Raw genomic sequence first — 26,897 nt, 5'->3', positions numbered from 1 at the left:
GATGTCTTTATTTGAGTACACGTTAAAAGAGCTTCAGGAGAAGCTACATAATAAAGAAATCTCAGTGACGGACCTTGTAGAGGAATCCTACAAGCGCATTGACGAAGTGGATGAAGAGATTCAGGCTTTCATCACACTGAATAAAGAAGCTGCCATGACGAAAGCAGCGGAACTGGATGCGGAGCGTGGAACGGCAGCTGAAAAGCTGTTCGGTCTGCCGATCGGTGTGAAGGACAACATCGTAACGAAAGGTCTCCGTACAACAGCCGGCAGCCAGATTTTGTCCAACTTGAACGATCCTTTGTATGACGCGACCGTTATCAACAAGCTGAACGACGCGAAATCCGTCACCATTGGTAAATTGAACATGGATGAATTCGCGATGGGTTCTTCCAACGAAAACTCCAGCTACGCTGCTGTGCGTAACCCGTGGAACACGGATTATGTCCCAGGTGGCTCCAGTGGTGGTTCTGCGGCGGCTGTTGCTGCAGGCGAAGTCCCTTATTCCCTTGGTTCCGATACCGGTGGTTCCATCCGTCAGCCGGCCGCTTACTGCGGGGTTGTCGGACTGAAGCCGACTTATGGCCGTGTGTCCCGTTTCGGATTGATCGCTTTTGCGTCATCCCTTGATCAGATCGGACCAATCACACGCAATGTCGAAGATAACGCGTTCCTTCTGGAAACGATTGCCGGTCATGATAACATGGACTCCACATCCGCCAACGTGGAAGTGCCGAGCTACACAGAGTCTCTGACAGGCGATGTGAAAGGCTTGAAAATCGCTGTACCGAAGGAGTACCTTGCCGAGGGTGTCGCTCCTGAGGTGAAAGAAGCGGTTCAGGCTGCCTTGAAAGAATATGAAAAAATGGGCGCGACATGGGAAGAGGTTTCCCTGCCGCACTCCAAATATGCGCTTTCCACGTACTACCTGCTTTCTTCTTCAGAAGCATCTGCCAACCTGGCCCGTTTTGACGGTGTCCGTTACGGCAAGCGTGCCGAAGATGCAGAGTCTATGCTGGATATGTTCAAGCGCTCCCGCTCTGAAGGCTTCGGTGACGAAGTGAAGCGCCGGATCATGCTTGGGACATTCGCCCTCAGCTCCGGTTACTATGATGCGTATTACAAGAAAGCCCAGCAGGTACGTACGCTTATTAAGAACGATTTCGAAAAAGTGTTCCAGGACTACGATGTCATCGTCGGCCCGACAACGCCGACACCAGCCTTTAAAGTCGGTGACAAAGTAGACGATCCAATGACCATGTATGCCAACGACATTTTGACGATTCCTGTCAACCTTGCCGGTGTTCCGGGCATCTCCATTCCTTGCGGCTTCTCCAGCGAAGGACTGCCGATCGGCCTGCAGATCATCGGAAAACACTTTGACGAAGGTACTGTCTATCGTGCCGCTCACGCCTTCGAACAGGCGACTGATTACCATACCCAACGCCCGTCCCTTGGAGGTGCGCGCTCATGAACTTTGAAACGATTATCGGACTTGAAGTCCACGTCGAACTGAAAACCGATTCTAAAATCTTCAGCCCGTCTCCGAACATGTTCGGGGATGATCCGAATACGAACGTCAACCCGATCGACCTCGGGTACCCGGGCGTTCTTCCCGTGCTGAACGAAGAAGCGGTGAATTTCGCTATGAAAGCGGCCATGGCCCTGAACTGTGACATTGCTGAAGATACGAAATTCGACCGTAAGAACTACTTCTATCCGGACAACCCGAAAGCTTATCAGATCTCCCAGTTTGATAAGCCGATCGGAGAGAACGGCTATATCGACATCGAAGTCGATGGAAAGAAAAAACGCATCGGTATCACCCGTCTTCATATGGAAGAGGATGCCGGTAAGCTGACCCACAGCGACGACGGCTATTCCCTTGTCGATTACAACCGTCAAGGTACACCGCTTGTTGAGATCGTATCCGAGCCGGATATCAGCTCTCCGAAAGAAGCCTACGCCTACCTGGAAGCATTGAAAAACATCATCCAGTACACAGGCGTTTCTGACTGTAAGATGGAAGAAGGTTCCCTGCGTTGCGACGCCAACCTTTCCATTCGTCCGATCGGTCAGGAAGAATTCGGTACGAAGACCGAGCTGAAAAACCTGAACTCTTTCTCCTTCGTTCAAAAAGGGTTGGAATTCGAAGAGAAGCGCCAGCAGGCAGAGCTGCTGAAAGGCGGGGAAATCCTTCAGGAGACCCGTCGTTATGACGAGCAGACGAAAGAAACGATCCTGATGCGTGTGAAGGAAGGTTCTGATGACTATCGTTACTTCCCAGAGCCGGATCTTGTCCCGCTTTACATTGATGAAGCGTGGAAAGAGCGCATCCGTGCGGAAATTCCTGAACTTCCGGATGCCCGTAAGAAGCGTTACATCGAGGAGCTTGAGCTGCCGGCCTATGACGCGATGGTTCTCACAAACAGCAAGGAACTGTCCGATTTCTTCGAAGAAGCGATTGGCCAGGGTGCTGATGTGAAACAGGCATCCAACTGGATGATGGGTGAAGTATCCGCCTACATGAACAAGCACTATAAAGAATTGTCCGACCTGGCTTTGACACCTGAATCTCTTGCTAAAATGATTCAGCTGATCGAAGACGGTACGATTTCTTCTAAAATCGCCAAGAAAGTCTTCACAGAACTTGTGGAAAACGGCGGCGATCCAGAGAAAATCGTTAAGGATAAAGGACTTGTTCAAATTTCCGATGAAGGCCAGCTGACGGAAATCATCGTGAAAATCATGGACAACAATCCGCAGTCCATCGAAGACTACAAAAATGGTAAAGACCGCGCCCTCGGATTCCTCGTCGGCCAGGTCATGAAGGAAACCAAAGGCCAGGCCAACCCGCCGATGGTAAACAAAATCATTCTGGCAGAAATGGATAAGCGCTGAACTGAAGCCTGGACTCAATCATAGAGGGACAAAGCACGCACTCCCGGGTGCGTGCTTTCGTATGGTTTAGGACGAACGGTCATATACTATATAAAGTTTGCAAAAACAGGAAAAAAAGATATGATGTATGATGGAACAAGCTTGGATAAAGGGGGTCATATGATGAAACGTGCCCGAATTATATATAACCCGACCTCTGGACGAGAACTCATTCGCAAGGTTCTCCCGGACATTTTACAGAGATTCGAACAGTCCGGTTATGAAACCTCCGCCCATGCCACAACGTGTGCCGGTGATGCCGTCAAGGCGGCCCGCTATGCCGTCGAGCAGGAGTTCGACGTCGTTGTAGCCGCAGGAGGCGACGGAACCATTAACGAAGTGATCAACGGACTTGCCGAACAGGATCATAAACCGAAACTCGGCGTCATTCCAGTCGGGACTACCAACGATTTTGCCCGTGCCTTGCACATCCCAAGAAACATCCATAAAGCCGTCGATATCATCCTCGAGGATTATACGCATCCTCTCGATATCGGACGCGTAAATGACCAGTACTTCATGAACATATCCGGTGGGGGGAAAATCACCGAAGTTTCCTACGAAGTACCAAGTAAACTGAAGACGATGATCGGTCAGCTTGCCTATTACTTGAAAGGCATTGAAATGCTGCCATCCATCCGTCCGACCCGTGTAGAAATCGAGTATGACGGCAAATGGTATGAAGGAGAGATCATGCTGTTTCTCGTCAGTAACACGAATTCCGTCGGCGGACTTGAGAAACTGGCTCCGTCCGCACGTATGGATGACGGCCTGTTCGATCTGATGATCATCGAAAAAATGAACGTCGCCGAGTTTGCCCGTCTGGCAACACTTGCGATTCAGGGAAATCACCTGAACCATCCGAAGTTCATCCACACCACGGCCAGCCGTGTGAAAGTGAAGACGGATGAAAAGATGCAGCTGAATATTGACGGGGAATTCGGTGGATTATTGCCCGGGGAATTTGTCAATTTATACAGGCATCTGGAGTTTTTTGTACCAGAAGATAAGTTCAAGGAAGAAGAATAAGGGGGAGCGCTGCTGTTGGGACAGTGGCGTTCTTTTCTTTTGTTTGTGAGTGCTCGGGAGGGGATTGTTTGAGGTAGAAGTCGGCAGGCCTCCACAAGCTGTTCTTATGCTTGTCGCAGCTGTCGGGGCGACTCCGCACTTAAAGATATGATAAACTACGGTTAGAGTATATAGATAAAGGACGGATGAATGATGGCGAAGGTGAAGCCGCCTGTACAGAAGAATGAGACGATACAAGTGATGTTTGAGGATTTGACGCATGAAGGCAATGGGGTAGGGAAAGTTGATGGTTATCCGCTTTTCGTACCGTATGGCCTTCCCGGCGAGACGGCTGATGTGAAGGTCGTGAAAGTGAAAAAGAACTTCGGATTCGGTAAACTCCTTAAGGTGAGCGAGGAAAGTGAACACCGTGTGGAGCCGCCGTGTGATGTATTCTATCAGTGCGGAGGCTGTCAGCTTCAGCATATGAGCTACCAGATGCAGCTCGATATGAAGCAGAAGCAGGTCAAAGACAACATGAAGAAAATCGGGCATCTGGAACACGTGCCTGTCCACCCGACGATGGGGATGGAAGATCCGTGGCGCTACCGCAATAAAGTACAGATCCCGGTCGGACAGAAGGAAGACGGTGAATTGATGACCGGCTTCTATCAAAAGCGCAGCCACAACATCATTGATATGGATACGTGTCTGATTCAGGACGAAGTGAACGACCGCATGGTGGAAACCGTCCGCCGTATCGCATCCAAGCACGGCCTGGATGCCTATGACGAACAGACCCACCGAGGTGTGTTGCGTCACATCATGGTACGCACAGGGCAGAATACGAACGACATTATGATCGTTATCGTAACGAAAACGAAAAAGCTGCCTCATAAAGATGAAATGATCAATGAAATCCGTGATGCCTTTCCAAATGTGAAGTCCATCGTTCATAACGTGAACAGCGCGCGGACCAATGTCATTTTAGGAAAAGAAACGAACGTCCTCTGGGGCGACGAGTACATTTACGACACGATCGGTGACATCAAATTCATGATCTCGCCAAAATCGTTCTATCAGGTCAACCCGACTCAGACGAAAACGTTGTATGATAAAGCGTTGGAATATGCGGATCTACGAGGCGGCGAAACCGTCATTGACGCTTACTGCGGCATCGGAACCATCTCTCTTTTCTTAGCTCAGAAAGCGAAAAAAGTGTATGGCGTTGAAATCGTACCGGAAGCCGTCACTGATGCGAAAAAGAATGCGCGTCTGAACAAGATGGACAATGCCGACTTCTTCGTCGGTGAAGCAGAGAAGTTGATGCCATGGTGGCGCAACCAAGGGCTTCGTCCAGATGTGATCGTTGTCGATCCGCCACGTAAAGGCTGTGACGAAGAGCTGTTGAAGGCGATGCTTGATATGGAACCGGAGCGTATCGTTTATGTGTCCTGTAATCCATCCACGCTTGCGAGAGATCTTAAGGTGCTGGAAGATGGCAGCTATGAGACGAAGGAAGTCCAGCCGGTGGATATGTTCCCGCAGACGAGCCACGTGGAGTGTGTAACCTGGTTGGAGAAGAAAGAAAAGTAAGACTCCAGGACTTCTGAAGTAATGAAACGACGTTCAACCAAAACGAGAAAATTTATAGTTTCATAAAAGCTGATGACTTTCGTAACCGGCCCGCATTATTGTAAAGTGTGAACGGTGCTGGAAAATCAGACATTGTGAAAAAATCATGGCTGTTAAATTCAGCAGAGCGAATGAGAGCCCGTGATTAAGGGTATAGATATAGGAAACCTCTGCCTGACTCATGGCATAATCGAAATCGAAACTACACTCAATAGGAAGGGGAATTTCTTATGGCTGATGAAAATCTAAGTAAAGGCCTTGTAGATGCTGCCTTTAACAAAAAGGAAGCAGAAGAAGCAGATAAAATAAAAGAAGAAAATAAAGCAAATGAAGGAGATATCATTACCTTCAAAAGAGACGGCCAGCAGCTGGAAGCTGTCGTTACGTCTACGAATCCGGCAAACTCCGTTGTCTGTGACCTTACTATTATGGAAGATTTCCATGAGCACAATTTTGACTTCGAAAAGACCGTGGTTGCTCATAAGAACTATACCATTAAAAAACGCAGCAAAAAGTAAGTCCGGCATCTCCTGTATACGGATGAGAAGCACCGCACTCGACGAGTGGGGTGTTTTTTTATACGCGGACCAGCTTCTACACATAAGAATGAATGTTTGATATGTATTTTGAACTATCCATACCTCAGCAAAATGGTGTACTCTTTATAGGTAGAGTAAACTTCAGAGGTGAGAAAAAATGAAAAAGATAACAGCTTTGTGGCTGATAATTTTAACAGGAGCGCTGCTTACAGCCTGCTCCGGAACTTCAGAACCGCCGGACGGTTTTATGACGATGAATAAAGAAGTGACGGAGATGGCGAAAGGCACGTATGAATGGACCAAAGAGGGGGTGTTTTCGGACAGCCAAGTGACAGCGGATGCCGGAACACCTTACGAGATTGCTGACAATGTCGAAGCGGCACCGTCAGGCGGTGACAAGACTGCAGTAATCACGTTCAGCAGTGGAAAAACACCGGAACTCTCCGCTTTTATCTGGGATGATGAAGGAAGGCAGGAGGAGCTTCCGATTGAAAATGAGCAGGTGACTCTTCCGGATTCAGAAGGCCGGTATACGATTGAAGTTTTCGCTGAATGGGAGAATGGAACCGGTTCGTACACGCTTCCTGTGATGATCCCATAGAGGATGAAACCCGATTCCCCTTCTAATCGTATAGATAAGGAACAAAGCGAAAGTGGGTGGGAGGATATGAGTGGAGGCGTGTTTCTGCTGATCATTCTGAGTTTGCTCGGTCTGCCTATTTTATGGGGAATGATCCGGGATAAATTCGGAGGGAATACCAACCGATTTTACGGCGATGAACTGAATAAGCATCAAAAAAGAGGAAGAGAAAAGGTCTATGAAGAGAACACGAGGCATACAGGACCAAGAGACAATCCGCCCATGGGAGGAGATGGAAACCCCTGATGAAATAATGCCCGCTTCTCTACAGCCTGCATTGATGAATGGGAAACATAGAACGTATAAACAAAAAATCACTTGGATGAAATCTCTTGGCTGAGAATTCATCCTTTTGTAAAAAAATAACCCGTCCGCGCTTTAAGGCGTAGACGGGTTTTTTGATTTATTCGCTTCTTACCTCTGTTTTCAGCTTAGTTAAAGGCTGCGGAGGGCATGATTTCTGTGTGAGCCGTGAAACGATGATGATCGTCAGCAGGCCGCCTACCATTGCAAGCGTACGGAATGGGAAAAGGACCACGCCGTCTTCAATCATCGGGTAGGGAAGAAATGCCGGTAATCCGAGTGCGGGTTCTCCTCCGCCGAAACGCAGAATGAAAGAAACCGTCAGTCCTGCAACGGCTCCATATGTATTTGCTTTTTTATCGAACAACGCAGTTGTCAACTGAGGGAAAAGCATACAGTAGACGAGATCGGCACATAAATACCAAAGTGTGTAGACACTGTCGATATTCAAAGCGACGATGGTCGCGGCTAGTCCGATAATGATGATGGATAAACGGATGGTGCCTTTAATATCCTTACCTGTCGCTTTCGGCTTGATGAGCGGGCGGTAGATGTTCCAGGCTGCCATGGATGATGCGGATAGGATGGAAGAGTCCATCGATGACATGACGGCTGCGGCTACAGCACCCAGGGCGATGATCGCAATTCCGTAGGGCGACATATAGTTGATGACGTAAGCGAGAATTTCGGAAGCGGAACCGGGTCCTGCGATTCCATAGCTCGCCCAATCGGCAGAGAAGCCTGCGACACCGATCATAACAGCGGGTACGGCTAGTACGATACACAGGATACCTGCTGCGATGGACAGCCACATCGCTGTCTTTTCATTTTTTGATGAAAGCACACGCTGGAAGTATACCTGCCACGGAATACCTCCGAAGATAAGCAGTAAGGCATAATCCCACCAGTTCCAGTAATAATTTCCCCAGTCCGGATGGTTCCAGCCATCAAGAGGAGGAAGAAGGTTCGCAAACCCGGCCATTCCGTCTTTGTAAGCTCCCCATGCTTGACCGACACCGCCTGCTTCAGAAAGAGCGAACGGAACGACGAGGAATAATCCGATGAGGATCATGATGATCTGGGCTACGTCTGTAAGAGCGACGGACCACATACCTCCGACAAAGGTGTAGGCAACGGCGATAATCGCGGAAATGATGATTGATGTATTGAAATCGAGTCCGAGAATCAGACCGAATGTTGTTCCGAGTGCAACGAGGATGGCGGCACTCCAGAATAGTTCTCCGAGCAGGGCTGGTAAGTATAGAACACCTGCTACCTTCTTACCGAAGCGAACTTCCAGCGGATCGAGCATTGTCGTGAATTCGTGCCTTCTCATCTTGCGGGCATAGAAAACCCCGCCGATGATTAAACTGAGGCCGTATCCCCAAGGGGCCTGCGCCCATACGATTCCTGAGGCAAACGTCGTTTCGGCTGTCCCGGCGATATATCCGCCGCCGACCCATGTCGCAGTCATCGTGAACATAGCGACCCATAACGGCATGGAACGACCGGCGACCATCATATCCTTGGCGCTGTCGGATTTTTTTCCAGCGGTGATGACACCTATATAGAAGATGATGGCATATGAGAGAAACATGAAGGCCAACGCTCCCCAGTTCACATCTTTACCTGCAATTCCTACATAAATGGCGACGATGGCAAGTAAGCCTAAGAAGCCTAATAATCCTGAATTACCATATTTCTGTTCTTGTTTTGTGACTGTCTGCTGCACCGAATCACTCCTTTTACATATTGGTTTTAACGAACTGTTCGAAAGGTGAACAGTTCTTTTTTCGATGTAAAACTTTCTATGGAACCGGTTCCTGTTAATTGTTTTAAAACGTTTAATAATTATTAAACATACCTGCACCTATTTACACTAACGTAGAATGAAAGTTTGTCAACAGTTCGATTCGGTATATCTTGGAGATCATTTCGTCGATGGAAGGGATAATGATAAGTGATAAAGAAAGGTGAAAATCTTTTTCTTCATCTGTGTGTTTTATATGATTTTAAAAATCGCATCTACAGGTTTACAAGGTTCCTATTTTACGTTACGATCGAATTGTTCATTTCGTTTAAAAAAAATTAAATAAAATAAATAAATTAAAAACAAGGAGGTTTCACGTTGAAATACATGTATATTAATGGAGCGTGGGTCAACGCAGCGTCTGAAAAGGTGAGAGATATCATCAATCCCTTCAATCAGGAAGTCATTGCCCAAGTGGCGGAAGGGGATGCTGAGGACGCGAAGTTTGCGATCGCGGCTGCGAGAGAAGCATTCGACAATGGGGAGTGGAGTGATACTCCGGGAGCCGAGCGCGGGCAAAAGGTCTTTCGTATCGCAGAACTGATTGAACGGGATAAAGAAGAACTTGCTGAACTCGAAACGCTGGATACTGGTAAGACATTAGAAGAAAGTCGTGCAGATATGGAAGACATTGCCGGTGTGTTCCGGTACTTCGCAGGTCTGGCAGATAAGGATGGCGGAGAAGTTATCGAATCCCCGATTCCCGACAGTCAAAGCAAAGTTGTCCGCGAACCGGTGGGTGTCTGCGGGCAGATTACTCCATGGAATTATCCGCTTCTACAAGCGGCGTGGAAAATCGCACCGGCATTGGCGGCAGGCAATACCATCGTATTGAAGCCTAGTGAAATTACTCCGCTCACAACTTTGAAAGTAACAGAACTGATGGAAGAAACCGGCTTCCCGAAAGGTGTCGTCAACCTCGTGATGGGGCCGGGGGCAACGGTAGGAAACGAGCTTGCAGAAAGCCACGATGTTGATTTGATTTCTTTCACCGGAGGCATTGAAACCGGAAAGAGAATTATGCAGACCGCGAGTGGCAATGTGAAGAACATCGCGCTTGAACTTGGTGGTAAGAATCCGAATATTGTCTTTGCGGACGCTGATTTCGAAACAGCCGTCGATCAGGCGCTGAACGCGGTCTTTTTCCACGCCGGACAGGTATGTTCTGCCGGAGCGAGATTAATTCTGGAAGATTCCATCCACGATCGGTTTGTAGAGGAACTGAAGAAGCGGGCGGAGCGTATTAAGCTGGGGAACGGTTTTGATGAAGATACTCAATCCGGTCCTCTCATTTCTGCGGAACACCGGGAAAAAGTCGAAAATTATGTGGAAATCGGGAAGGAAGAGGGCGCAAAACTGCTTGTCGGAGGCGCGCGGCCGGAGAATCCTGAACTTCAGGACGGTTTTTTCTACCTGCCTACGATTTTCACAGAGTGCACGACAGATATGAGGATCGTGCAGGAGGAAGTGTTTGGCCCTGTATTGACCATCGAACGTTTCCAAACGGAAGAGGAATCCGTGAAGCTTGCGAATGATTCCATTTATGGGCTGGCTGGTGCTGTGTTTACAAAGGACATCGACAAAGCCGAACGTATAGCAGGTAAGCTGCGTATGGGAACGGTTTGGATCAATGACTTCCACCCGTATTTCGCACAAGCGCCCTGGGGTGGATATAAACAATCCGGAATCGGCCGTGAACTTGGTAAGCCGGGACTTGAAGAATATACAGAAACAAAACATATTTTCCGTAACGTGAATCCTGAGCCGATCCATTGGTTTAAGGCTTGATTTAAATACATGACAACAATGTTAAGGAGGCTGTTATCATGAAAGAATTTTATGATATTGTCATCATCGGTGCCGGAAGTGCAGGTTCGGTCCTCGCAGACCGGCTGACTGAGGATGGAAAGAAAGATGTCCTTGTACTTGAAGCGGGACGAAGTGATTATGCTTGGGATCTGCTCGTTCAGATGCCGGCAGCCCTGCCATTCCCGGCAGGTAAATCCCTGTATGACTGGAAATATGAATCTGACCCTGAGCCTTATATGAAAGGACGGCGCATTAAGCATGCCCGTGGTAAAATGCTCGGAGGATCAAGCTCGATCAATGGCATGATTTATCAACGCGGGAATCCGAAGGACTATGAGCGCTGGGGAGCGGACGATGGGATGGAAGAGTGGGATTTCTCCCACTGCCTGCCTTACTTCAAACGTTTGGAGAACGCCCTTGGCTCGGATAAAAACGATCCGTACCGCGGCCATGATGGTCCGGTGAAATTGGAGCGCGGTCCTGCAACGAATCCGCTTTTCCAAGCCTTTTTCAATGCAGCTGCCGAAGCCGGTCATGCCCGGACGCCGGATGTTAACGGTTTTCGTCAGGAAGGTTTTGGACCTTTTGACAAGCACGTCTATAAAGGGCGGCGCATGTCTGCATCCCGTGCGTATCTGCACCCGGCAATGAAGCGGAAAAATCTTACCGTGAAAACCAGAGCTTTCGTTCAGCACATAGATATCCATAATGGGAAAGCGCGGGGCTTGACGTTCAAACGAAATGGTAAAGAGCACTACGTAAGGGCTGGGGAGGTCATCCTTTCGGGCGGTGCGATCAATACGCCGCAGATGCTTCAGCTTTCCGGCGTCGGTGATCAAGAACACCTACGCTCTGTAGGAGTGACACCGAAAGTGCATCTTCCAGGAGTTGGAGAGAATCTGCAGGACCACCTTGAAGTGTATATCCAGCATGAGAGTCTGCAGCCAGTTTCTGAGCAGCCGAACTTGAACAAGCTGAAGATGCCATGGATCGGTTTGCAGTGGATCATGGGGCGTAAAGGTCCTGCTGCGACGAATCATTTTGAAGGCGGCGGTTTCGCCCGTTCCAATGATGACGTCGATTATCCGAACCTGATGTATCATTTCCTTCCGGTAGCTGTGCGCTATGACGGGGAAAAAGCACCGGTCAAACACGGCTTCCAGGTTCACATCGGACCGATGTATTCGGATGCTCGTGGTTCATTGAAGATCCGCTCCAATGATCCGAAAGCTCATCCAAGCATGGTTTACAACTACCTTTCAACGGAACAGGACAAACGTGAATGGATCGAGGCTGTCCGTGTGACTCGTGAAATCATGTCCCAGCCGGCAATGAAGCCATTCAATGGAGGAGAAATTTCTCCGGGGCCGGCGGCTCAGACGGAAGAAGAAATCCTTGACTGGGTGGCAGAAGATGCGGAAACGGCTCTGCATCCAAGCTGCACAGCGAAAATGGGACCAAAATCCGATCCGATGGCCGTCGTTGATCCGAAGAGTATGAAAGTTCATGGCCTGGACAACCTGCGTGTCGTCGATGCATCCGCTATGCCTTATGTCACCAACGGGAACATCCACGCACCTGTCCTGATGCTTGCCGAAAAGGCGGCGGATATTATCCGAGGCAGAAAACCGCTTGAAGCTGAGCATATGGACTATTACCAGCATGGTGTCCATCCAGCAGATGCGGGATCGATTAAAGGCTGAGTTGCGGCTTGAATATACTGCCATATGAAGGCAGGGGCTTGTATAGCCCCTGCTTTCGATTTATATTATAGAAAGAGCGTATTAATGAAATTGAATGATTTAAACGTTTGAAAGGTAATGAAGAAAGTGGAGGCGGTTCTTTGAAAAGAAACCTGGAGTCACGAATTGAGGAAGCAGAGAGCGCTGTTGTCAATTCGATCGCTGAAACAATGGACCTGTATGGCATCACTCCGTCAACAGGAAGGTTATTTGCGAGAATGTATTTTAAACATGAGCCGATGACGCTTGATGATATGAAGGACGACCTTGGGATGAGTAAGCCGAGTATGAGTATTGCCGTCCGGAACCTTCAGGAGGTCAGCATCATCCATAAAGTTTGGCGGAAAGGGTCCCGCAAGGATTCCTTTATGGCGGAGAAGAATTTCTTTAAATATTTCTCCCGCTTTTTCGGAAGCAAGTGGGAACGTGAGGCCAAGCTTAACTTGTCGGCCATTGACTATGCAGGGGAGATTCTTCAGCAGGTCATGGAAGATGAGGAGGCGGACGAAGCGACGGTAGAACGAGCAAGGATCAATTATGAGCAGCTTGAGGATTACCGCAAGTACTGCAAGTGGTTGGAGCGTCTGTCTGATTCTATCGATTCCGGTGAGATATTCGACTTCCTGCCTGTTGAGGAACCGGATGCAGATAGTAAGTGATTGACTGTGGCTGACTCTTTCTTCTTTACTACTGTGAAAGCGGGGAGTCGGCGCGTGCAAAGGATATCGAAATAACCAAAGCAGGATAGGAAAAGCTCCCTTCATCGATCAAGGGAGCTTTTCTTATTGGAGCCATTATTTATTAAGTTCTACGTCTACTTCAATTTTTTCTCCGATATTTTCAAAATTTTCGTTCTGAGCTGCACTGTAATACAGCGTAATCGACTCCACATCTTCAGCTTTTGAATTCTTCAGGATGTAGAAGGAAGTGCCTTCTTTGTTCACTTGACCTAAATATTCGCCATCAATATGATCGCTCATAAGCATGTCGGGCTCCAGCTGCTCTCCCGTATTCGTAGTCATCACAGCCTGGGAAGCATAAAAGGAAATATGATCCTCAGAAGAATTGCTTGTTTTCATATCGACTTGGATGTACTCGATTTCTTCCATATCCATAAGAGCTGCGGCGTCACCTTTTAAGGTGCCTGACACTCCATTGACCTTTTCAATAGTAAGGGAAATGGGACCGCTCTCAAATGTACCGACATCATCGGTACGGCTGACCATCGTTTGTTCACCTGCTTCAGAAGTGACTGTATCCCCAACCTTGGCATCCTTATTCTCGTTTTCTTCTGCCGTCATGGTTTCAGGAGCATCAGTCTCTTTGTTTTCAGAAGCCGTGCTGCTTTCGCTTTCTTGTTCTGCTTCTTCTGTACTTGAAGCATCTTCAGCAGTAGTATCTGATCCTGAACTTTCTTGTGTACCACAGGCGCTCAAAGCCATCAAGAAGACACCGACAAACAGGATGAAGAGTGAACGTTTCATAAGTTTCCCCCTTAAAAGTAGTGGAGCCTGATACAGGCAACGCGGACATCTTACTAGTAATTTTATATTTTCTTCCATATAAGTCAATGATTTGTTGGTAGAATTGAATCAGTGAATCATCTGGACAGACAAAAAAGCCGCTATTCTATCGTTTAGATGAGAATAGCGGCTTTCGTTTATTTATGAAGTTTTTCGTTCTTTTTCCTCAACCGATACAGGTATATTGCGTTCAGCAATCAGTCCCTGTTCCTCCGCCATCTGTTTCGCTACTTTCGGTGCGAGCCAGACAGGTGGAAGCAGCAGCAGTGAAACGGGAACAGCTGTGACAACGATGAAGTTCTGCAGCGTTTGAATACTGCTTTCCCCAATACCTAGAAGTGCTGCGGCGATGCCTCCGAACAACAAGGCCCAGAATACGCGCAGGACACGTGGCGGGTGGGTATCGCCTGTAAGTGTGACGGCGACGGAATAGGACATCGAGTCAGCGGTTGTTGCGACGAAAATAATTGTGACAATCAAGAAGCCTGCAGCCATGACCATTCCGAATGGTACCTGCTCCATAATCGCCATAACAGCGGCAGGCATGCCTGTTTCATTGAGAGCGGTTGAAACGGCTCCTGGTGATTCCAGTTCGTAAAACAGACCGGAACCTCCGACAACGGCAAACCAGAAGTTACTTACGATCGGAGCGAGGATCGCTACGGCAAGGATCAGCTGACGAATGGTACGGCCTCTGGAAATACGGCTGATGAACATCGCCATCGCCGGTCCGAAACCGAGGAACCATCCCCAGAAGAATACGGTCCAATAACCGAGCCAGCCGCTATCTCCGCGGTAAAGACTCATTCGCAGGAAGTTCTGGATTTGGAAAGCTTCAGCGGCGACGAATGAATCGATGATGAACATCGTCGGCCCGAGAATAAGCATGCCGATCATCAGAACGACAGCGAATCCTACGTTGAGGCGGCTGAGCAGTTGAATCCCTTTATCTACACCGGAAGCGGCTGAAACGGCAGCAATCGTCACGAGAAAAATAATGACAATGGACTGTGTAAACAGGGTGTCCGGGATATTGAATAAATAGTTGAGCGCATAACCGACCTGTAAGCCTAAGAAGCCGATCGGTCCAATAGTTCCAGCGGCAACAGCAATGACAGAGACGATGTCAGCAGCTGCTCCAATGACACTTTTCTTGTTGAAAATTTTCTCGCCGACCATCGGATACAGGATCGCCCGTGGTTTCAGCGGGTACCCTTTATGGTAGTGGGCATACATCAGGACGATGGTAGCAACCGTACCTAAGCAGGCCCAGGCAGTAAAGCCCCAGTGGAAAAAGCTTTGCGCCAGCCCTGGGACAACGGCTTGTGCCCTTGTCATTCCCTCATCAGCAAACAGCGGTGGCGTTGTTAAAAAGTGATAAATCGGTTCTCCGGCTGCCCAGAAGACTCCGCCACTGGCAAGCAGTGTACAAAGAATCATCGACACCCAGCGGAACCAGCCGTTTTCGGGTGTATCTTTTTTTCCTAATTTCACTTTTCCATATTTCGATAAGGCAAGTGCAACGCCTACTACGAAGGTAGCAAGCAGCAGCAGCTGCCAGAAGACACCAAAGAATGTAACAGAAAAGTCGAACGAGCTTGAGATCCATTCTCCCATGAGATCTTTGTTTAAAAGAGACATCAGTAAAAATAAGACGAGAAAGCCTCCGCTGATGCTGAATGTAATCCAGTCAATTCTCGTTTTTCTGTCGGTTTGTTCGTTCATTATTTTCCCCCTAGGTTTTATAACCTGTGATAGTTACTATATTGTGAAGTTAATCAATGGTGGACAATGGGTTTGTTCTTTAGATGTTTAGAAAACGAATGCTCCTTTGGTTATACGACGTTTATGGCACATAGGGATTAATTATAGAGATATTCGGACAACTCGTCAAAATGGAAGGAAGGCAAAGATCGATAGGATGTTAAAGCTTTTAACAGCTGAGTGGATGTAGTTAGCGGAGAGCATAAAATCTATGAAGAAACAGAAGTCTGCTTTCGCTTTTAGTAGAAAAGCACCTTCGTTTATGTAAATCCACGACTTCTTACAAAAGCGTTTCAAAGTACATATTGGACGATAGGAGAGTTGAAGAATTAGATTGTCTTAATACTATTTCCAGCTTCATGCAGGCACAGGACTTGGGTTCTGGTTTCAAAATTTAATGTAACTTTAGTGAGGCGGGGGGATAAGGAAACTCCTCTCCTGTAACAAAAGCAGGTCCAGACAGGAAAAGGTGACCCTTGGCAGCATGGGTCACCTTTCTCCTGTGTTATGGACTGAATTCATTTGTCAGCTTAGTCTTCTTCACACCTTTTTTGTACTTGATGAAGCCATCAAGGATGTTCCATACTGCAAAAATGATAAAAATGGCGGCGATTCTCCAAGCCAGACCATCCGCGACTTGAGCGGAATTCCATTGGAAAAGATCAGAGATGTAGTTGATGAAAGCTGATTGAAAGAGTCTTTCATCCGTAATGATCCAAACGAAAATGCCTATAGACAGGAGTTCTTGAATCGTGTTGAACCAAACGACATCTTTGCTCCATTCTTTCTTCAACAGCTTATAAAGAGCTAATGCAATTTCTAAACCGATGACAAGGACAATCCCTGGCCAATAGCTGAGCAGGACATCCTGGTTCAAAGCCGGGGTGATGAAGCTCATTCCTTCTCCCTGATTTTCATAGATCCCTAACAATTGGTCGGCGTGGAAATAGACAGTGGCCCAGATCGCTGTCCATATAATCGCCCCATAAACTTCCCATTGAGGTATCGCACGTTTCCTCGGGGTGTGAGAGACTTTTCTCAGCTTTTCCGGTGTCCATGCTTTACGCGAGGGCGTCGATTCTTCATATTCGGCGCTGAAATCCACACGCTCGATCAGGGCGAATATGACCGTGATCCAGAAAAAGACCTGCATGCCGACGGAAAGGATCAGCCATAGACCTTTACCAAGTATGGAGAGAATCATCCCAATCAAGCTCGTTTCCTCAACGTTCCCGATGATATTTTCAGCGAGTAGAGTGATCAATGAAACGGTAATCGCAATCGGCAGGATCAATTTGATGAGGGAGATATAAAGATCATAATAACGAGGACCAATCAGATGCAACGGCTTTTCGCTATATCCGTGGGCAAGCTTTACAGGGTCGCCCAGTTCCTGAAGGACGTTCTTGACGTCAGTTTCTGAAGGGTTCTCTGGAAGCATATCCTGAATGGTCGATTGAATCTCAAGCAGGATGTCCTCCCGGTTCTTTTCTGGAAGCCGGCGCTCAACTTCTTGTAAGTAGACCTCAATCCATTTCATTGTTCTCCTCCTCCAGTAGTTGGAACAATTCGTTCGTCGCTTTTTTCCATTCTTCCTTCAAGGTCTGAAAAATACTTTCCCCATAATCACTCAATACATAATACTTCCGTGGGCGGGACTCTGATGTATCCCAGCTGCTCGTGACGAGTTCCTTTTTTTCCAGCCGGCGCAGCAGAGGATAAAGCGTGCTTTGTTCGATGGTGATGCCCGAGCCTTCTAATCGTTTTACGAGAGAGTATCCATATTGCGGGGTGCGCAGCTGGCTTAAAACCGCTAACGTCAAATTTCCTCGCCGTTGTTCGGTCAGCAGTGAGTTCAGTAGTTGACTCAAAATCTTCACTCCTCTGTATACTGTACGACAAACACTATCTACTCATAGTATATGTCATACAGTATTGGATGTGCAACTGTATTTTCATAACGAAGAATCCCATAAAAAACACCTTTCAGAAAAAGGTGCTTACGAACGAAAGGTACTCATCGGTCCGCCCGGTCCTGCTTGGAGGTGCTGGACTTCAGGTTACTGCCATACATAAATAAAGAGCGCTTCAGTCACGAAGCGCTCTTTGAGTGGTTGTCTGTGAAATTTTCTTCCGCACATTTTCATTCAAGGCGTCCATCTCTTCAATGAACTGTTCACTCGAAGCAATGATCCTCTCCGACGACTGCTCGGTCGTCTTCAGTGCTTCAAACACGTTATCGAAGGATTCCTGAAGAGCTTCCATACTGATGGCCGGATTCTCCATCATCTGTGTCGTCTCTTCTGCATTCTGCTTCAAATTCCTGGAGTTTGACAGCAGCATGTCTTCGGTCGCTTTATTTACGCCGTTCACGGTATCGATCACTTTCCGCTGATTACTCAAGGCGAGCTGGATGGAGGCGGAGACGGTAATGATATTTTTCGTCAGCGTTACCGCATTGCGGATGGATTCCTTCAGCTTTTCATTGTTTTTCTTAATGATATCGACAGAAGAGATACTTTGATGCAGGACACTCTTCATCTGTGTCATGTTTCTCGTACGTGTAATGATTTTCTCTTTGCCCTCGGTAATCAATGCAAGGTCATATTCACCTGTGGCTTCTTTTTCCTTCAACAGCTCAAACAGTTTTTTTCCGAGATAAATCTGCTTGTCCAGGTCATAAATCCGCTTTTGGGCGTTTTCTTTGAGCAGCTGCAGTTCAACGCTGTCTTCTTCAAGACGGTCCTTCCCTGCAAGCAGGCTGCGGACGACGGTATCGATTTTCGAGTCGACGGTTTCGTACTTCTTCATGTAGCGGTCAATCGGTTTCTTCTTACTCAGTTTATAAAAGAATCGCTGCACGCCGTTTCCTTCTGTACGCTTCGGATCAAGGTCCGATACGATCGTTTCAAGCTCCTGCAAAGACTGGGGGATGTCGTTATTACCCTTGGTCATAAGGTCGTTGACCGGACGCTTCAACGTTTCCATCGTTTCCCCGGCGACACGCTGTTCTTTTTCTCCGAGATCTCCGAGTTCTCTCATCACATCGGAGAGGGAGTCATCCCTTGAGGCATCGAATCGTCCGGCATAGGTTTCCGCTTCCTCATTCAATCGGTCGAGGTCTTCTTTTTTAATCAGCGTCATAGCTTCCCGCAGGTCCTGATGGTTCAGTTCCGCTTCTTTGTCCCTATAGGTGGAATGGTTACTCATAGTCCTACCTCCTGTATGTGATTCGGTCATAGCAGTGATCACTTCCTGGAGAGGAAGTTTTCATCTTCCTTGTTGTACTTGGAAGCGATAATCCCTTTGCTTCTGGCGAAGTTCTGCGCGTAGCTTTCCTCTTCTTTCCGTTCCAGCGTTTCGATGAACCGACTTAAATCATACATCGTCTCCACCAGTTCATGCTTTCGGCTTTCCTTATTCTCATCAGACAAACGGTGGAATGATGCGATGAAGTCAGGAACATCTTTGGCCATCATGGTCTCGAGAGCGTACTGGTCTTCAATGTCGAGTTCGTCCAGGCGTTTAAATTGGTTTGCTGTCCGTTCCTTTAGAGAAGCCCACTCCTTCTGAAGATCGGGATGCTCTTTGAGAAATGGAAATTCCCATTCCTCAAATATGGGGTTTTCAACATCCTCAAAGGTTGTAGTTTCTATGGATACATCCATATCGTTGACGTACGTATTCAAATAGGTAAACAAAATCTCCGAAAAATCCCGTAATGTGTCCCCGAGCACTTTTTTTCTTTTGAACTCTTCCTTCAGGAACGCAGGGGAGAAGCTTTTGACTTCCTCGCCCATTTCAAACCGGCCGATCAGCATTTTCGGCGGCTTGCCGTAATACTCGATCGTACCCTTGAATGTATTGGAGGTTGGAAGGACGGCGGTGAAGAATATGCCGTTCCAAAACCCATCCAGAATGTACCTTCTGTTCATTTCCGCCAGCTCTTTGATTTCCAGATCGAAATAGACCGGCCGTTTCTCTTTGGTGACCTGCTTCATATCTCTCATCGTTTGAAAATCGATATAGCGCTGATATTCGGATGTATGCGGCATGAATGCTCTTTCCAAATACTCCAGCGTAGAAGAGTAGAGGTTGTCCATGCATTGTCAGCCCCTTTTCGTCTTTCCTCATCTTTGTTCCTCGAGTTTTTATATTACTTTAAGAATACCATATATTTTATAAACGTTTTGATTCTCTTACTATGGATATACGGAAGAACACGGCCTGATGTTTCATGAATTTATATCAACTTAATATTTAGCCGCATTGGAATGAAAAACGGTACCTGAATCCGAGAGGGAGGGTACCGTTTTTTGAAAAGATTATTCAAGATTTTTACGGTGGATATAATCAGAGACGACAAAAGCAAGGTCGTCATTTCCATAAAGGGAAAGGACCTCCAGAATCGTTTCTGAATCAATGAGATCGGATTCCTTCTTCGGAACAGTCAGGTCCAGCGCTTCGATCAACTCTTTATTCTTCTCCTGGTGGGGATAGGCTTCTGTATAAATGGTGATGGGATCGAGATCATGGTTGATGCACCACTGGGCAAAAACCAGGATCATCATTTTTTCGCCTTTTTGATAGTTACGGATCACTTCTTCTTCGCGGTTATATTCCACGGAGCATTCCTCCTTTGGGGGTAGGGAAGGGGGCTGTGTTTGGTATGCGTCTATTTTCTTCACCATACCATGAACAGAGGTGATGTGCCTATTTTCACAGACCGATTTTCAATAAAAGAAAAGGAAATCCTTCCATTATGTTGAAATCGTTAACAAGCTCGTGAGGGTATCTGGTCATAAGAGCAGAAGGAAGGATGAGGGTATGCTGAATTTCATTGACGAGATGAAGTCACACCGTACGGATGCTGGAGTGTTTAACCCATGGAAGGATTACTCGGAACACCTTGATATCCACCCTGAAGCGCCATTGATAAGGGCCGAACATCTCACCAGGTATTTAGAACAGAGAAAAACAACAGCAGAGTATATCTTTGTAGCAGAAGCATTAGGGTATCAGGGTGGGCGTTTTTCAGGGATTCCAATGACATCGGAAAGAATCATTACTGGTACTCATCCTGACATAGGGCATCAGGGTGTTTTCAGAGGGAAAGCAGGGCAGCGAACGAGCCATCCAGAATCAGATTATCCAGGCTTCAGAAATTCTTGGAGAAAGAAGGGTTTTAGTGAGCCGACGGCTTCTATTGTATGGAAAACACTCCTTGAAAATAACATCGATGCTTACAAGGTGATTTTTTGGAATGTCTTTCCCTTCCATCCTTATCAAGAGGAAAAAGGGCTGCTTTCCAACCGGCCTCCAAGAGCGGATGAATTACGAGCAGGCGTAGAGTATTTGAAATGCTTGTTAGACTACTGTCCACCCAATAGTAAGGTAGTTTGTATTGGGAAATATGCGAAAGAAAAGCTGAATCAGTATGGAATGAAACACGTTCCTATTCGTCATCCTTCCTATGGAGGTGCGCCGGAGTTTAAAGAAGGGTGTAGGAAGTTATTTGCCACTAGACCTTAAAGCCGCATGTTGATTAGAATGTGGGCAGAAGAAACGAACCTGTATGCCCCGGTAATTAAAGATATTCGGAATGTCTGCAGTAAGGAATCACGAAAGGATATTAATTTAGGAACGACATGACTGATCTAGGAGGACAAGAATGACTAAACCCATCTACGACCATTATTATGAAGAACCGCAATACTTCGGTGACCCCTACCCAGGACTCATCAAGTTCTTTGAGTCCTATGAACCGAAAGGACACGTGCTGGATTTAGGATGCGGGCAGGGGAGGGACGCTCTTTGTTTAGGAAGGTTAGGCTATACAGTGACAGGGGTGGACATATCAACAGTCGGCCTTGAGCAGATGAACCATTCCGCCCGTGATGAGCAGCTGGACGTCAAAGGGGTGGCAGGAGATCTTTATGCGTACCCGGTATCCCGCGACCACGACATTGTTCTGCTTGATTCCATCCTGCATTTTTATAAAAGGGACCTGGAAAAAGAAACAAAGCTGCTCCATCGTGTCGCATCCGAGTTACGGTACGGCGGCATCCTTGCTACTTTCATGATTCAGGGAGAGGAGAGGGAGGATCATCTGAAGCGCGTGCTGAATGAGATGGATTCTGACTGGGAAATCCTTTGTGATGATTATACAGACTATTCTGCCTTTCACGCCGCGTATCATATGTACATCGTGAAGAAAAAAGGGGAATGACCTTGAAAGAACAATCCCTGACATCTCTATCAGGGATTGTTTTTTATTATCCTCACTTATGGATTTGGATGAGAAGGGACGTGCTGTAACCTTTTTTCAATGGCCTGGATAATAATCCGATTGGTCTTCACCCGGGCAAAATGCTTATTTTCCCCTTCGACAATGTGCCACTGACATTCAGGAGGAGAAGTATAGTGGAACATATCTTCCACCGCTTCTTCATATATGTCCCATTTGGACCGGTTTCGCCAGTCTTCATCAGTGATTTTCCATTTTTTCAGTGGGTCGGATTGTCGTTCTTGAAATCGTCTCAGCTGTTCATCTTTTGATATGTGCATCCATATCTTGATTACCACATAGCGGTCCTGGGAAAGCAGCTGTTCAAATTGATTGATTTCATCATAGGCACGGTTCCATTCCTGCCCTGATGCGAAATGTTCGACCCGCTCCACAAGCACCCGTCCATACCACGAGCGGTCAAAGATGGCTATTTTCCCATAGGGAGGGAGCTTATTCCAGAACCTTTTTAGGTAATGGTGCCGTTTTTCATTTGTAGAAGGAGCACCGATCGCATGGACCTCGAAGCCGCGCGGATCGAGGCCGCTCGTAATCCGCTTGATGGCACCACCTTTGCCGGAAGCGTCCCAGCCTTCAAAAACGATGACCGCCCCTAACTTTTGATCGTAGATGGGGCGCTGAAGCTGAAGTAACTTCAGCTGTGTCTCCTTCAGTTCCTTTTTGTACTGCGGTTTGTCTATGCTCAAGGATAAGTCTACAGATTCCAGCATGGTTTTCTCTCCTTTGGATTCCTGGTTGAGATTCCCTTCTATATCTATTCATCTTGTGAACGTTTACAAAATAGACACAACTTTCACCGTTCACATCCAAATCTGGTGATATAATAAAGATGTAAAGAAGATCATGAACCAACATAAACGACTTAGGTGGCTCAACCATTGCACAGGTTCGTTTCCGAGCGAACAAAATCACAGCTGTGGAGAGAATGGACATCCGGGCTGTGATCCAGCCGGCCGCAGAAGGATACAGGGAAGGTTTCTTTACGAAGCTGTATGGGCAGTGGATGAAAGAAACATTGGCCGCTTCCATAGCTGCTGCTTTCTCCTTTCCGGGTTGGAATAAAACGGGAATTAATGGGATAAGGAAACGAATGCCTGGTAGAATTGTCCTTCGGGGAAGTCTTAAAAAATCAATCGAAATGTATAGAATCAAGGATGATTCTTACATGGTTGGGTCACCTAAGTTGTTTATATTTTTCCCCGGCGCTTTTTCGCGCCGGGGTTTCTTTTGGTAGATGGTAGAACTACTATTCCGATAGATGAGGTGAACCCCTGCCGTCCGGGAAGTGTAACTAATTGTGCGGACGGCTGTCCTGACTCAGGATGCATATAAAAAACCCTGGAAGCAGCAGTGCCGCTTCCAGGGTTTTTGGGGTCGGGGTCGTTGATGATTAATGGTTACGCCTGGTTATAAGCCAGGTTTTTATTCTTTTTCAGATCAAAACGATCGGCGTTCATGATTTTTACCCATGCGGATACGAAATCATGGACGAATTTCTCTTTGTTGTCCTCTGTGGCATAGACCTCTGCAATGGAACGAAGCACAGAGTTTGAACCGAAGACAAGGTCTACGCGGGAAGCAGTGCGGACAAGCTCGCCACTCTGGCGGTCACGGCCTTCGTAGCGGTTGTAATCGACCGGCTTCCACTCGATGCCCATATCAAGCAGGTTGACGAAGAAGTCGTTGGTCAACGAGCCGACACGGTTCGTGAATACACCAAGATCCGTATCCTCATAGTTCGCTCCAAGAACACGCATACCACCGATAAGAACGGTCATTTCAGGAGCCGTCAGTCCGAGCAGCTGCGCTTTGTCGACAAGCAGTTCTTCTGGACTGAGCGTGTATTTTTTCTTCTCGTAGTTACGGAAACCGTCAGCCATCGGCTCTAATACCTCAAAGCTTTCAGCGTCGGTTTGTTCTTCCGAAGCATCTCCGCGACCAGGTGCGAATGGTACAGTGATGTGGACACCTGCATCCTTCGCTGCCTGTTCGATCGCTGCAGAACCGCCAAGGACGATCAAGTCAGCCAGGCTGATCTCATGATCCAGCTCATCCTGGATGCGGTCGTACACCTCAAGAGCTTTGGCCAGCTGCTCCGGCTCGTTGACTTCCCAGCTTTTCTGCGGTTCCAGACGGATGCGCGCTCCGTTGGCTCCACCACGGTTGTCAGACCCGCGGAACGTGCTCGCTGAAGCCCAGGCGGTTTTGACAAGCTCGCTGATGGTCAGTTCAGAATCAAGAATGTGGGACTTGATGTCTTCAATATCTGCATCAGACAGGTCGTAGTTTCCTTCAGGTACAGGGTCCTGCCAGATCAAATCTTCTTCAGGTACTTCAGGTCCAAGGTATCTTGCTTTTGGTCCCATATCACGGTGAAGAAGCTTGAACCATGCACGGGCGAATGCATCTGCGAATTCGTCCGGATTTTCATGATAACGGCGGGAAATCTTCTCATAATCCGGATCCATGCGAAGGGCCATATCCGCTGTCGTCATGAAGGTTGGGACTTTCATGGATGCATCCTCGGCGTCAGGAGCCATGTGTTCTTCCTGCTGGTTGACAGGAGCCCATTGGTTGGCACCAGCCGGGCTCTTGGAAAGCTCCCACTCATAGCCGAATAGAAGATCAAAGAAGCCGTTGTCCCATGTTGTCGGGTTCGCTGTCCATGCGCCTTCTACGCCACTTGTGATCGCATCGCGGCCTTTTCCGCTGCCGTGCGTGCTCTGCCAGCCAAGTCCCTGGTTTTCAATCGGTGCCGCTTCCGGATCAGGTCCGACATGAGCTTCGGCATCTCCGGCGCCGTGGGCTTTACCGAAGGTGTGTCCACCGGCAATCAAAGCAACTGTTTCCTCATCGTTCATTCCCATACGTCCGAATGTATCGCGGATATCGCGGGCACTGCCAAGTGGATCCGGGTTGCCGTTCGGTCCTTCAGGGTTGACGTAAATCAATCCCATCTGGACAGCAGCCAGTGGATTTTCAAGGTCACGGTCGCCGGAATAACGGTTATCCGCCAGCCATTCTTTTTCTGTACCCCAGTAGACGTCCTCTTCCGGGTGATAGATGTCTTCACGGCCGGCTCCGAAGCCGAACGTTTTCAATCCCATGGATTCGAGAGCAACGTTACCCGTCAAGACGAGCAGGTCAGCCCAGGAAAGCTTGTTGCCATATTTCTGTTTGATCGGCCAGAGCAGACGGCGGGCCTTATCGATGTTGGCGTTATCCGGCCAGCTGTTCAATGGAGCGAAACGCTGGTTTCCTGTTGCACCACCACCGCGTCCGTCCCCGGTACGGTAGGTTCCGGCTGCGTGCCAGGACATACGGATGAAAAGGGGGCCGTAATGACCGTAATCCGCCGGCCACCAATCCTGACTGTCCGTCATCAGGTCATGGAGATCCTGTTTCAATTGGTCATAGTCAATCTTGCTGAATTCTTCTTCATAATCAAAGTCATCGCCCATAGGCGTTGTTTTCTTATCGTGCTGGTGCAGAATATTCAAGTTCAGCATATTCGGCCACCAATCTTTATTGGTCGTTCCTACTTTTTGTGTCGTAATGGCTGTTTCTTCCTCTGTACCACCTGTCGTCTTACCAGTGAACGGGCACTGTCCGCCCTGGCTTCCGTGAAGATCATCTTTATGCATATAACAATTCTCCCTTCAGAATTTATGTTATTTTATAACCCATCTCAGATTATAATTATAATAAAAAAGGACAAGAATGAAAAGGGTGAACCCTTAAATATTTTGAAAGATTTGTGAACAGGTGTTCGTGTTCATGGAAAGGAGACGATTGTCACCATTCGACAAAAAGCGGTGTTATGCGGTTTTTTGAGGTTTTTATGAAGCTTGTAAGTCTTATTGTAACAAAATATCAGAAAATATAGTATATTTTAAGGGTTAAATCTGCATGGAATATTTTCAAGTACAGCGCTTTCATTCTCAATGATTTTCTTTCTTTCTCGTCAACATACGACAAAAAAATCTCTCCCTGTATGCTACTATAGTGAAAAGTAATCTCGATATGATCCATTCAAAGGGGAGTGAGCGGGATGAGGGAATCGACAGGGCGTGCCCTGTTTAATGAAGAGAAGGAAATTCTGCACAGGGAGATCACCGAGTATTCGATGGAGCCGACGGTCATTCACTGCAGCCATGAAATTCTTCATATTAATGAAGCAGCTTCTGAATTTTTTGGAATGGAGAAGGAGCAGATTATTGGAAGGAATGTCGTCGATGTGTTTACAGAAGACTTCAGGTCGTTTATCCGCGACCGGATTAAGAAAGGAGAGGAGCAGGGCAGGATCGGTGAGCTGGTGGAAACAACCGTGTATCGCGGAGACGGCTCGGTTGTGGAGGTGGAACTCTTCTGTCATCCAATCAAATATGAGGAAACGAAGGCGATTCAATCCATTCTCCGTGATATGACCGCGCAGAAAGAAGCGGAGCGCGAACTGATCAAGGTGATGACTCCCATCGTTCCACTCAAGGAGGGAGTGGCCGTTCTTCCGCTGATCGGCACCATCAATCGGACAAGGACAGAGCATATGATCCAGCAGATTTGTGAGGAAATCCCCCGGCACCGTCTCCACTACTTAATTATCGATGTATCGGGCTTGTATGACGTGGATGAACACGCGGGTAAATTATTATATGAACTGACGGGTGTTCTCAAGCTTCTCGGTATTCAACCGATTTGTACAGGCATCCGTCCGGATATGGTAAGAAATACATTAAAATTTCTCAATCGTGATGGAAAGGGCCTCATTCCGACGATGGCTTCGGTCAGTTCGGCTCTCAGCAAAATCGCCTTTTAACAAGGCTTTCAACTTTCCTGCTTCTTGGATCACTCCATACTCACCAGCTGATGCCCTGTCT

Annotated in this window: 23 protein-coding genes; 13 read left to right on the top strand and 10 right to left on the bottom strand. The window is 47.5% G+C overall.

Annotation, left to right across the window (positions count from 1 at the left end; all coding sequences use genetic code 11):
- Position 1 precedes the first annotated feature (1 nt).
- The 7 genes from gatA (at position 2) to GLV97_RS06505 (ending at position 7,008) form a co-directional block, all read left to right on the top strand.
- Positions 2-1,474 carry an Asp-tRNA(Asn)/Glu-tRNA(Gln) amidotransferase subunit GatA gene (gatA, locus tag GLV97_RS06535; protein WP_160889334.1) on the top strand — a complete coding sequence of 491 codons (1,473 nt, stop codon included), beginning with the start codon at positions 2-4 and terminating at the stop codon, positions 1,472-1,474.
- A complete protein-coding gene (gene gatB / locus GLV97_RS06530) occupies positions 1,471-2,901 on the top strand; it encodes an Asp-tRNA(Asn)/Glu-tRNA(Gln) amidotransferase subunit GatB (RefSeq protein WP_160841336.1) in 1,431 nt (476 codons plus the stop codon). Before gatA ends, gatB begins: the two co-directional genes overlap by 4 nt.
- A 162-nt stretch (positions 2,902-3,063) precedes the next feature.
- Positions 3,064-3,969 carry a diacylglycerol kinase gene (locus GLV97_RS06525; RefSeq protein WP_160839211.1) on the top strand — a complete coding sequence of 302 codons (906 nt, stop codon included), beginning with the start codon at positions 3,064-3,066 and terminating at the stop codon, positions 3,967-3,969.
- Positions 3,970-4,161: 192 nt separating this feature from the next.
- On the top strand, positions 4,162-5,544 hold the full coding sequence (rlmD, locus tag GLV97_RS06520; protein ID WP_160889333.1) for a 23S rRNA (uracil(1939)-C(5))-methyltransferase RlmD: 1,383 nt from the start codon (positions 4,162-4,164) through the stop codon (positions 5,542-5,544).
- 269 nt (positions 5,545-5,813) lie between these two features.
- Entirely contained in the window at positions 5,814-6,101 is a 288-nt protein-coding gene (locus GLV97_RS06515) for a YkvS family protein (RefSeq protein WP_160889332.1), read from the top strand.
- A gap of 178 nt (positions 6,102-6,279) precedes the next feature.
- Positions 6,280-6,723 carry a hypothetical protein gene (locus tag GLV97_RS06510; RefSeq protein ID WP_160889331.1) on the top strand — a complete coding sequence of 148 codons (444 nt, stop codon included), beginning with the start codon at positions 6,280-6,282 and terminating at the stop codon, positions 6,721-6,723.
- A gap of 66 nt (positions 6,724-6,789) precedes the next feature.
- Positions 6,790-7,008: a hypothetical protein gene (locus GLV97_RS06505; RefSeq protein WP_160841340.1), complete on the top strand. Its 219-nt coding sequence runs from the start codon at positions 6,790-6,792 to the stop codon at positions 7,006-7,008.
- A 157-nt stretch (positions 7,009-7,165) separates the two neighbouring features.
- Here GLV97_RS06505 and GLV97_RS06500 read toward each other — a convergent pair whose 3' ends face one another.
- Entirely contained in the window at positions 7,166-8,797 is a 1,632-nt protein-coding gene (locus tag GLV97_RS06500; RefSeq protein WP_337194084.1) for a sodium:solute symporter family protein, read from the bottom strand.
- Positions 8,798-9,202: 405 nt separating this feature from the next.
- On the opposite strand from GLV97_RS06500, the gene betB reads away from it, so the two are divergent.
- The 3 genes from betB (at position 9,203) to cudC (ending at position 13,085) form a co-directional block, all read left to right on the top strand.
- Positions 9,203-10,663, top strand: coding sequence for a betaine-aldehyde dehydrogenase (betB, locus tag GLV97_RS06495; RefSeq protein ID WP_160889413.1), 1,461 nt, complete (start codon positions 9,203-9,205; stop codon positions 10,661-10,663).
- A 38-nt stretch (positions 10,664-10,701) separates the two neighbouring features.
- On the top strand, positions 10,702-12,387 hold the full coding sequence (gene betA, locus GLV97_RS06490) for a choline dehydrogenase (RefSeq protein WP_160889330.1): 1,686 nt from the start codon (positions 10,702-10,704) through the stop codon (positions 12,385-12,387).
- 140 nt (positions 12,388-12,527) lie between these two features.
- Positions 12,528-13,085, top strand: a complete 558-nt coding sequence (gene cudC, locus GLV97_RS06485) for a choline uptake/conversion transcriptional regulator CudC (protein WP_160889329.1) — start codon at positions 12,528-12,530, stop codon at positions 13,083-13,085.
- Positions 13,086-13,220: 135 nt separating this feature from the next.
- Here cudC and GLV97_RS06480 read toward each other — a convergent pair whose 3' ends face one another.
- The 7 genes from GLV97_RS06480 to GLV97_RS06450 form a co-directional block, all read right to left on the bottom strand.
- Positions 13,221-13,910 (bottom strand): hypothetical protein, encoded by a 690-nt coding sequence (locus tag GLV97_RS06480; protein ID WP_160841342.1) that lies wholly within the window; start codon positions 13,908-13,910, stop codon positions 13,221-13,223.
- Positions 13,911-14,090: 180 nt separating this feature from the next.
- A complete protein-coding gene (locus GLV97_RS06475) occupies positions 14,091-15,674 on the bottom strand; it encodes a BCCT family transporter (protein WP_160841343.1) in 1,584 nt (527 codons plus the stop codon).
- 544 nt (positions 15,675-16,218) lie between these two features.
- A complete protein-coding gene (locus tag GLV97_RS06470) occupies positions 16,219-17,253 on the bottom strand; it encodes an HAAS signaling domain-containing protein (protein WP_160889328.1) in 1,035 nt (344 codons plus the stop codon).
- Positions 17,240-17,584, bottom strand: coding sequence for a PadR family transcriptional regulator (locus tag GLV97_RS06465; RefSeq protein WP_160889327.1), 345 nt, complete (start codon positions 17,582-17,584; stop codon positions 17,240-17,242). The genes GLV97_RS06470 and GLV97_RS06465 overlap by 14 nt, the downstream gene beginning before the upstream one ends.
- A gap of 217 nt (positions 17,585-17,801) precedes the next feature.
- Complete coding sequence (locus tag GLV97_RS06460; protein WP_160889326.1) at positions 17,802-18,923, bottom strand: toxic anion resistance protein; 1,122 nt, start codon at positions 18,921-18,923, stop codon at positions 17,802-17,804.
- Positions 18,924-18,961: 38 nt separating this feature from the next.
- Complete coding sequence (locus GLV97_RS06455) at positions 18,962-19,816, bottom strand: hypothetical protein (protein WP_160889325.1); 855 nt, start codon at positions 19,814-19,816, stop codon at positions 18,962-18,964.
- Positions 19,817-20,038: 222 nt separating this feature from the next.
- Complete coding sequence (locus GLV97_RS06450) at positions 20,039-20,284, bottom strand: hypothetical protein (RefSeq protein ID WP_160889412.1); 246 nt, start codon at positions 20,282-20,284, stop codon at positions 20,039-20,041.
- Positions 20,285-20,540: 256 nt separating this feature from the next.
- On the opposite strand from GLV97_RS06450, the gene GLV97_RS06445 reads away from it, so the two are divergent.
- On the top strand, positions 20,541-21,245 hold the full coding sequence (locus tag GLV97_RS06445) for a uracil-DNA glycosylase (protein ID WP_160889324.1): 705 nt from the start codon (positions 20,541-20,543) through the stop codon (positions 21,243-21,245).
- 139 nt (positions 21,246-21,384) lie between these two features.
- Positions 21,385-21,942, top strand: coding sequence for a class I SAM-dependent methyltransferase (locus GLV97_RS06440; protein WP_160889323.1), 558 nt, complete (start codon positions 21,385-21,387; stop codon positions 21,940-21,942).
- A gap of 56 nt (positions 21,943-21,998) precedes the next feature.
- Here GLV97_RS06440 and GLV97_RS06435 read toward each other — a convergent pair whose 3' ends face one another.
- A complete protein-coding gene (locus GLV97_RS06435) occupies positions 21,999-22,730 on the bottom strand; it encodes a polyphosphate kinase 2 family protein (protein ID WP_160889322.1) in 732 nt (243 codons plus the stop codon).
- Positions 22,731-23,417: 687 nt separating this feature from the next.
- Positions 23,418-25,664 (bottom strand): catalase/peroxidase HPI, encoded by a 2,247-nt coding sequence (gene katG / locus GLV97_RS06430; RefSeq protein ID WP_160889321.1) that lies wholly within the window; start codon positions 25,662-25,664, stop codon positions 23,418-23,420.
- A gap of 407 nt (positions 25,665-26,071) precedes the next feature.
- Here katG and GLV97_RS06425 point away from each other — a divergent pair, with 407 nt between their 5' ends.
- Positions 26,072-26,836, top strand: a complete 765-nt coding sequence (locus GLV97_RS06425; RefSeq protein ID WP_160889320.1) for a PAS domain S-box protein — start codon at positions 26,072-26,074, stop codon at positions 26,834-26,836.
- Positions 26,837-26,897: the final 61 nt, after the last annotated feature.

It is taken from the genome of Halobacillus litoralis (assembly GCF_009856355.1).
Lineage (GTDB): Bacteria > Bacillota > Bacilli > Bacillales > Halobacillaceae > Halobacillus > Halobacillus litoralis_B.
This window is presented reverse-complemented; position numbering and strand designations above follow the sequence as displayed.

Coding starts and splice junctions, on each gene's coding strand:
- gatA (WP_160889334.1), top strand. CDS start 2: ATGTCTTTATTTGAGTACACGTTAAAAGAGCTTCAGGAGAAGCTACAT.
- gatB (WP_160841336.1), top strand. CDS start 1,471: ATGAACTTTGAAACGATTATCGGACTTGAAGTCCACGTCGAACTGAAA.
- GLV97_RS06525 (WP_160839211.1), top strand. CDS start 3,064: ATGAAACGTGCCCGAATTATATATAACCCGACCTCTGGACGAGAACTC.
- rlmD (WP_160889333.1), top strand. CDS start 4,162: ATGGCGAAGGTGAAGCCGCCTGTACAGAAGAATGAGACGATACAAGTG.
- GLV97_RS06515 (WP_160889332.1), top strand. CDS start 5,814: ATGGCTGATGAAAATCTAAGTAAAGGCCTTGTAGATGCTGCCTTTAAC.
- GLV97_RS06510 (WP_160889331.1), top strand. CDS start 6,280: ATGAAAAAGATAACAGCTTTGTGGCTGATAATTTTAACAGGAGCGCTG.
- GLV97_RS06505 (WP_160841340.1), top strand. CDS start 6,790: ATGAGTGGAGGCGTGTTTCTGCTGATCATTCTGAGTTTGCTCGGTCTG.
- betB (WP_160889413.1), top strand. CDS start 9,203: ATGTATATTAATGGAGCGTGGGTCAACGCAGCGTCTGAAAAGGTGAGA.
- betA (WP_160889330.1), top strand. CDS start 10,702: ATGAAAGAATTTTATGATATTGTCATCATCGGTGCCGGAAGTGCAGGT.
- GLV97_RS06480 (WP_160841342.1), bottom strand. CDS start 13,910: ATGAAACGTTCACTCTTCATCCTGTTTGTCGGTGTCTTCTTGATGGCT.
- GLV97_RS06475 (WP_160841343.1), bottom strand. CDS start 15,674: ATGAACGAACAAACCGACAGAAAAACGAGAATTGACTGGATTACATTC.
- GLV97_RS06470 (WP_160889328.1), bottom strand. CDS start 17,253: ATGAAATGGATTGAGGTCTACTTACAAGAAGTTGAGCGCCGGCTTCCA.
- GLV97_RS06460 (WP_160889326.1), bottom strand. CDS start 18,923: ATGAGTAACCATTCCACCTATAGGGACAAAGAAGCGGAACTGAACCAT.
- GLV97_RS06455 (WP_160889325.1), bottom strand. CDS start 19,816: ATGGACAACCTCTACTCTTCTACGCTGGAGTATTTGGAAAGAGCATTC.
- GLV97_RS06450 (WP_160889412.1), bottom strand. CDS start 20,284: ATGATGATCCTGGTTTTTGCCCAGTGGTGCATCAACCATGATCTCGAT.
- GLV97_RS06445 (WP_160889324.1), top strand. CDS start 20,541: ATGCTGAATTTCATTGACGAGATGAAGTCACACCGTACGGATGCTGGA.
- GLV97_RS06440 (WP_160889323.1), top strand. CDS start 21,385: ATGACTAAACCCATCTACGACCATTATTATGAAGAACCGCAATACTTC.
- GLV97_RS06435 (WP_160889322.1), bottom strand. CDS start 22,730: ATGCTGGAATCTGTAGACTTATCCTTGAGCATAGACAAACCGCAGTAC.
- katG (WP_160889321.1), bottom strand. CDS start 25,664: ATGCATAAAGATGATCTTCACGGAAGCCAGGGCGGACAGTGCCCGTTC.
- GLV97_RS06425 (WP_160889320.1), top strand. CDS start 26,072: ATGAGGGAATCGACAGGGCGTGCCCTGTTTAATGAAGAGAAGGAAATT.